6 protein-coding genes and 1 tRNA gene are annotated in these 5,802 nt (G+C 32.1%); 1 reads left to right on the top strand and 6 read right to left on the bottom strand.

All coding sequences use genetic code 11. The annotated features are described in order from the left end of the window. Positions 1-73 precede the first annotated feature (73 nt). The 6 genes from Q0W95_RS07270 to dnaX all read right to left on the bottom strand — a co-directional run bounded on the left by Q0W95_RS07270 (position 74) and on the right by dnaX (position 5,515). Complete coding sequence (locus Q0W95_RS07270; protein ID WP_297791360.1) at positions 74-244, bottom strand: hypothetical protein; 171 nt, start codon at positions 242-244, stop codon at positions 74-76. 72 nt (positions 245-316) lie between these two features. Beyond that, the gene (locus Q0W95_RS07265) at positions 317-1,714 is read right to left on the bottom strand and encodes a glycoside hydrolase family 32 protein (RefSeq protein WP_297791358.1); all 1,398 of its coding nucleotides are present in this window, start codon (positions 1,712-1,714) and stop codon (positions 317-319) included. A gap of 31 nt (positions 1,715-1,745) precedes the next feature. Then, on the bottom strand, positions 1,746-2,732 hold the full coding sequence (locus Q0W95_RS07260) for a hypothetical protein (RefSeq protein ID WP_297791356.1): 987 nt from the start codon (positions 2,730-2,732) through the stop codon (positions 1,746-1,748). Continuing rightward, entirely contained in the window at positions 2,725-3,330 is a 606-nt protein-coding gene (gene recR, locus Q0W95_RS07255) for a recombination mediator RecR (RefSeq protein ID WP_297791354.1), read from the bottom strand. Before recR ends, Q0W95_RS07260 begins: the two co-directional genes overlap by 8 nt. Beyond that, positions 3,330-3,668: a YbaB/EbfC family nucleoid-associated protein gene (locus Q0W95_RS07250; protein ID WP_297791352.1), complete on the bottom strand. Its 339-nt coding sequence runs from the start codon at positions 3,666-3,668 to the stop codon at positions 3,330-3,332. The genes recR and Q0W95_RS07250 overlap by 1 nt, the downstream gene beginning before the upstream one ends. 14 nt (positions 3,669-3,682) lie before the next feature. Further along, entirely contained in the window at positions 3,683-5,515 is a 1,833-nt protein-coding gene (dnaX, locus tag Q0W95_RS07245) for a DNA polymerase III subunit gamma/tau (protein WP_297791350.1), read from the bottom strand. Positions 5,516-5,687: 172 nt separating this feature from the next. On the opposite strand from dnaX, the gene Q0W95_RS07240 reads away from it, so the two are divergent. Further along, positions 5,688-5,780, top strand: a tRNA-Ser gene (locus Q0W95_RS07240). Positions 5,781-5,802 lie beyond the last annotated feature (22 nt).

The raw sequence follows: 5,802 nt of genomic DNA, 5'->3' as shown, positions 1-5,802 counted from the left end.
CATATATTTAATTTGTATTGTCATTTTTGAAATAATATTTCTATATTTATTAATCATATTCAACTATCATTAACTATTTACCGTTAATTTCTAATTTCCCTAGCTTAAACTCATTTAGCTTTCTTTCGAGATAACTAATGTTTTTGCCATCATTGAATTTATCTTTAAAATCTTTAAGATAAGTATTTTTGTCTTTATTGTAAAGATTTTTGATTTCCCTTGTATTCTCGCTATCTTTTCTCATAAAGTATAATACCCTATCCTTTCATTTGTTGACATATATTTTCTAAAAGATAATCTAGCTAAAATTTTTATCTTACATAAACTTAATTGGATTTAGTCTATAGACTTCAAAGTCTAAATCATCAGATGAAAAATTCATATTTTTTGAATATACTCTGGTTGATAGAGTGTAGCTTCCGTCATTTATAAAGATTTCCAAGCTTGATTTATCTGAAAATATTCTTATATTTTCGATTTCTTCTATTCTAACTTGTCTTATCTTTCTGCCCCAGGAGCTTTCTCCCATGTTTAGTATAAGAGTTTGGTTGTTGTAAGTTAAAGTAACATCTCCTCTCAATTTCACCTTAAATTCGGATGCTATTTTTGAACATAAAGCTTCAAAAACACTTATTTCTAGCTTTTCTCCCCTAGGCAAATACTCATTTTCTTGCCTTAATTTTTTTAGTTCTTTAATAGGTCTTTGACAAATTTTTCCATTTATATAAGTTAATTCTCTAGGAATAGTTAGACAATGTTGCCATTTATATTTAGTAGTTGGGTTAGTATATTCTGCATCTGGCATCCCCATCCATCCAAGCAAAATTCTTCTGTCACTTTCATCTTGAAAAGTTTGTGGGGCATAGAAATCAAAACCATAATCCAGCTCTTTAAATTTTCCTAACCTATATTCTTTATTTTCTAGGTCAATTTCTATTGGAAAATAACCAGCTTGATAAATATTTTGATATTTGTAGTCCTCTTTTTGTAGTCCTTGGGGGCAAACAATTAACAAATCCTTACCATTAAGCTCGAAAAAATCAGGACACTCCCACATATAGCCAAATTTATCATTGCTTTCTATACGCATATGGTATGTGAAATTTTCTAAGTCCGCAGACTTAAAAACTAGGACCATTCCCTTATCTTCCTTGCTCCTTGCTCCTAAGAACATATAATATATGCCATTTTTTTCGTATATTTTAGGATCTCTAACATGCTTAGTAATATCCAAAGGATAGTCTGAATTCGTTAGAATCAATTCCTTTTCATCATAATTAACAGCATCCCTAGACTTAACTTTTATAGTATTGTGCTCACGTCCATCATTTATGTAATCAAAATCTCCGTCATACTTTACGTTTCCAGTATAAAAATAGTTTATTTCATCATCTTTTATGAATGCAGATCCTGAATAAGCCCCATCTTTGTCTAAGGGTGAATCTGCATACAAGAAAGGATTATCTCTTTTAAAATGTATAAAATCAGGGCTTGAAACATGTCCCCAAATTATTTCTTTTCTATTTTCATCGAGGGGAGAATATTGAAAATATATGTGAAAATTTCCTTTAAATTGACATAGACCATTTGGGTCATTGAGCCAACCAGCTTCAGGGTAAATATGATACTTCAAAAGCATAGGATCGGTTTGAACTTTATCAGCCATTTTTTTAAATTTTTCAGTACTATTTTCGTAAGTTTTTTTATAAAGCATTTTGTGATCCTTTATTTTATTAGATAATTTTCTACTTGACGTAGTAGAAATCATCACCTGGTCTTTCTCCTTGGTAGAAGTTTAGCTTAATCTTTTCGAGTGTGTCCATATAAATATTAAACATTCCCTTCATGGTATCCCCATCAATATAAACAATGTTAAGGCTTCTATAAATTTCTTCCATTTCCTTACTATTTAGTCCATATTTATTAATAAGGCTAGCTGACATATGAGGATTATTTTGAATCTTCTCTGTAGCATTTTTATAATCATCCAAGAATTTATCCAAAGCATTATTATTATCCTTAGCAAATTTTTTATTAACAAGCACCACTTCAGATATCAAATCATTTTCAAGACCTTGCTTATCCAATGATAAGAATGGAAGAGTTTCCGAAAAATCGTAGGCTATATATTTTCTATCTCTATTTATTTTATACAGATATGGTTCTGGTAGTATTGCCAAAAAAGATTTTTTTTCTAAAATCATATCACTTAAATCATTGGAATCCTTGTAAAAAGCAATATCCATACCCAAAAGATTCTTTAAAATAGATAATTTAGATTCGATAGCCTTGTCTAAACTTGCACCCATATCTTTTAATAGAAGAGTTTTACCAAATAAATCCTTTGCTGAATTTATTTCTGTATCACTCATTGTATACAAATTATTCAAAAGGCTTATAGCACAAATATTTACACCTGAATTTGTAGCATTATAGATAGCAGGAGCCATAATAGCAGGCACCACTGCTATATCGAATTTTCCTTCCATTAGCTTTCCGAGGTCATCTTCAAATTTAACTTCATAAGCTTGATCTTCACCTTTTGCCATATAATCCAAAATAGTACTTGACGCAAAAGTAGATACACTTACATTAATTTCGCTAGTAACTGCTTTGGCTTCACTGATTTTTGCTTGGCTAGCCCTATCTTTGACATCAGATTTACTAGCAGAACAAGATGTAAACAAACAACCTACCAAGGCTAAGACTATCAATTTTTTTATTTTAATCAATAATTTCTCTCCTATCTTCGAGAGCTCTTTCTAGGGTTAGTTGGTCAAAATACTCAAGATTAGATCCTACAGGAATTCCTTGAGCTAGTTTGCTTATTTTTATATTTTTCTTAGCCAAAATACTTGATAAAAACAAGATTGTAGTTTCACCTTCTATGGTTGAAGAAATAGCCATTATAACCTCATTAACTTCTTCTTTGTCAATTCTTTCTAATAATTTATCTATATTTAACTGGTCAGGTCCTATCCCATCAGATGGTGAAATAAGACCCCCTAAAACATGATAACGTCCCCTATAAGCATGTGATTTTTCAATAGCTATTAGATTTCTAATATCTTCAACTATACAAAGATATTCCTCGTTTCGAGTAATATCTTTACATATATCACAAATATCACCCTCAGTTAAGTTTCCACAAATTTCACAAGTATGAATCCTATCCTTTACTTCTATAAGACTCTTTGCAAAGTCATCAACAGTTTTCCTATCTTCATCAACAATAGACATAGCAAGCCTCTCGGCACTTTTCCTACCTATGGTTGGAAGTTTCTGGAACTGTTCAATCAAATTATTTAAGGATTCTGGAAACAAAGCCATTACATTAAACCAGGAATGTTTATTCCGCCTGTAAGTTTACCCATAGTTTCCTCATTATAGTTAGCTGCCTTTGTCATAGCATCATTAATGGCAACCATAATAAGATCTTCAAGCATTTCAACATCATCTGGGTCAACTACATCTGGGTTGATTTTAACCCTTAAAACTTCCTTCTTGCCGTTGACTGTAGCTTCAACCATTCCACCACCAGCGGAAGATGAGAATTCCTTCTCTTCAATCTCAGCTTGAGCCTTTTCCATTTGCTCTTGCATCTTCTTAACTTGTTTCATCATATTATTCATGCTTGGTGCACCGCCTCTAAATCCGCCTCTTGCCATATTAATTCTCCTTTTTATTTAACTATTAATTCTGCTCCAAATATCTCTTTTAATCTAAGTAAACTTGAACCAAAATCGATACTCGTTGCCTCATCTTCAGTAACTTCTTCTACTTTAGTAACTGAATCTGTCAATATTTCCTCTTTTTCTGGGATTTCTTTCACATATTTATTATCTGAGCTTAGCTCAAGATTTTTTTTTTGATATTCTCCATCAAACTTGGAGTAATCTTCTAAGCTAAATACAATTTCTCTATCAAAAATCTTTCCAAGAGCTTTTCCTATTTCTTCAGTCTTAGTTTGGATAAAAATCCCGTAAAACCCATCCTTCAAATATAAAGTAAACTCCCCAGGAGTATAGATGTAGTAAAAACCATCAGATTCAAACATCTGTTTTAGCATCCTACCCGCAATATTTATTATAACTTCTTTAACATCTTCTACCAAATTATTAGGAAGAGAAATTTTCGTTTCCTCTCTACTCATATCATCGGCTTGTTGATTTTCAAAAACCTTGGTATCGACAACTTTAAGGTCATTCGTGGAGTCAATACTTTCTTTAAACTCAGTATCCCTAGTCTTTTTGACAAAATCACCTTCGGAGCCTATACTTGATGAATTTTGGAGTTCTTGTTTTGAATTTATCTCAACAAGCTTGTTAATATCAAGACTTTGAAGTTTTTTGTCTACTAGCTTGTTAATAATACCAACAATATCCTCACTATTATTTCGCTCAAGGCTTCTAAGTCTCGAATCCAAAGACTTAACATCCTTAAAATTAATCAACCTAACAATCATAAGCTCAATAATCAAATCAGTATTATCTGAGGTCCTCAACTTGTTAGCATAATCATTCAAAATATCAAGCATATCAAGCAACCTATCAATCTCGATTTCGCTAGATTTTTTTCTGATAAAGTCTGCCCTTTCCTCATTCTCAAAAATCGATTCATCCCCACTCATCTTATAAATCATTATATCTCTTAGATAAAAAGTTAAGGAATCTAGTATATCTTTATTAGACTTATTATTAGCCCTGAGGCTAAAAATATAAGAAAGAGCCTCCTTTTGCTCGTAAGCAAAAATTGCAGATGTCAATTTATCCACTGCGTAAAAATCAACAACTCCCAACAAATTCTCAACATCAGAAACTGTAAATTCCTCATTATTATAAGAAATAACTTGATCTAAAATACTCAAAGCATCACGCATGGCTCCCTTGGCCTTCCTTATAATAAGGTCAATAGCCTCGTTTTCAATCTTAATTTTCTTGTCTCTTAGGATAATATTTATCTGCTCTTTTATTTTACTGGAGTCAATCTTATTAAACTCAAAATTTTGTGCCCTGGACAAAATTGTATTTGGTATCTTATCAATCTCTGTTGTGGCTAAAATAAAAACTAGGTGGCTAGGTGGTTCTTCCATAATTTTAAGAAGAGCGTTGAAAGCTTCTCTAGTAATCATATGTGCCTCGTCTATTATGTAGACCTTGTACTTTAGTTTATTGGGTGGATAAATCACATTATCCTTAAGATTTCTTATATCGTCAATTCTTCTATTACTAGCCGCATCCATCTCAATGATATCGATAGTTGTTTCCTCATCTATGGCCTTGCAGTTCTCACACTCAAGACACGGTGAACCATCTTTAGGATTTAAGCAATTAATAGCCTTAGCGAATATTTTTGCACAAGTAGTCTTGCCACACCCCCTTTCACCAGCAAAGATATATGCATGGGAAAAGTTATTATTTTTCACTTGATTTTTTAGGACGTTGACAACCCTATCTTGACCAAGAACTTGATCGAAGGTTTTGGGTCTATACTCCCTATACAAAGCTTTTGCCATAAAATTTCCTTTCTACTTAGCTATTATACCACAAGTAACTTTTATAATAAAAATCAGCTGTAAGTCTTATTTTCATAATTGATTGAAAAAAGTTTTAAATTGAAGATTTAATTAATCAAAATTAAGTTTTGCAATAGTTCTGATAAAATGGTATAGTAAGTAAATGTAGTAAGGAGAGCTGTCCGAGCGGTTGAAGGAGCACGATTGGAAATCGTGTATACGTGTTTTAAGCGTATCATGGGTTCAAATCCCATGCTCTCCGCCATGCACTAGACGGGGAACTAGCG

Source organism: uncultured Anaerococcus sp. (assembly GCF_947253225.1).
In the GTDB taxonomy this organism is placed as follows: domain Bacteria; phylum Bacillota; class Clostridia; order Tissierellales; family Peptoniphilaceae; genus Anaerococcus.
The sequence above is the reverse complement of the archived record's forward strand: the minus strand, read 5'-3'. Positions and strand labels throughout refer to the sequence as shown.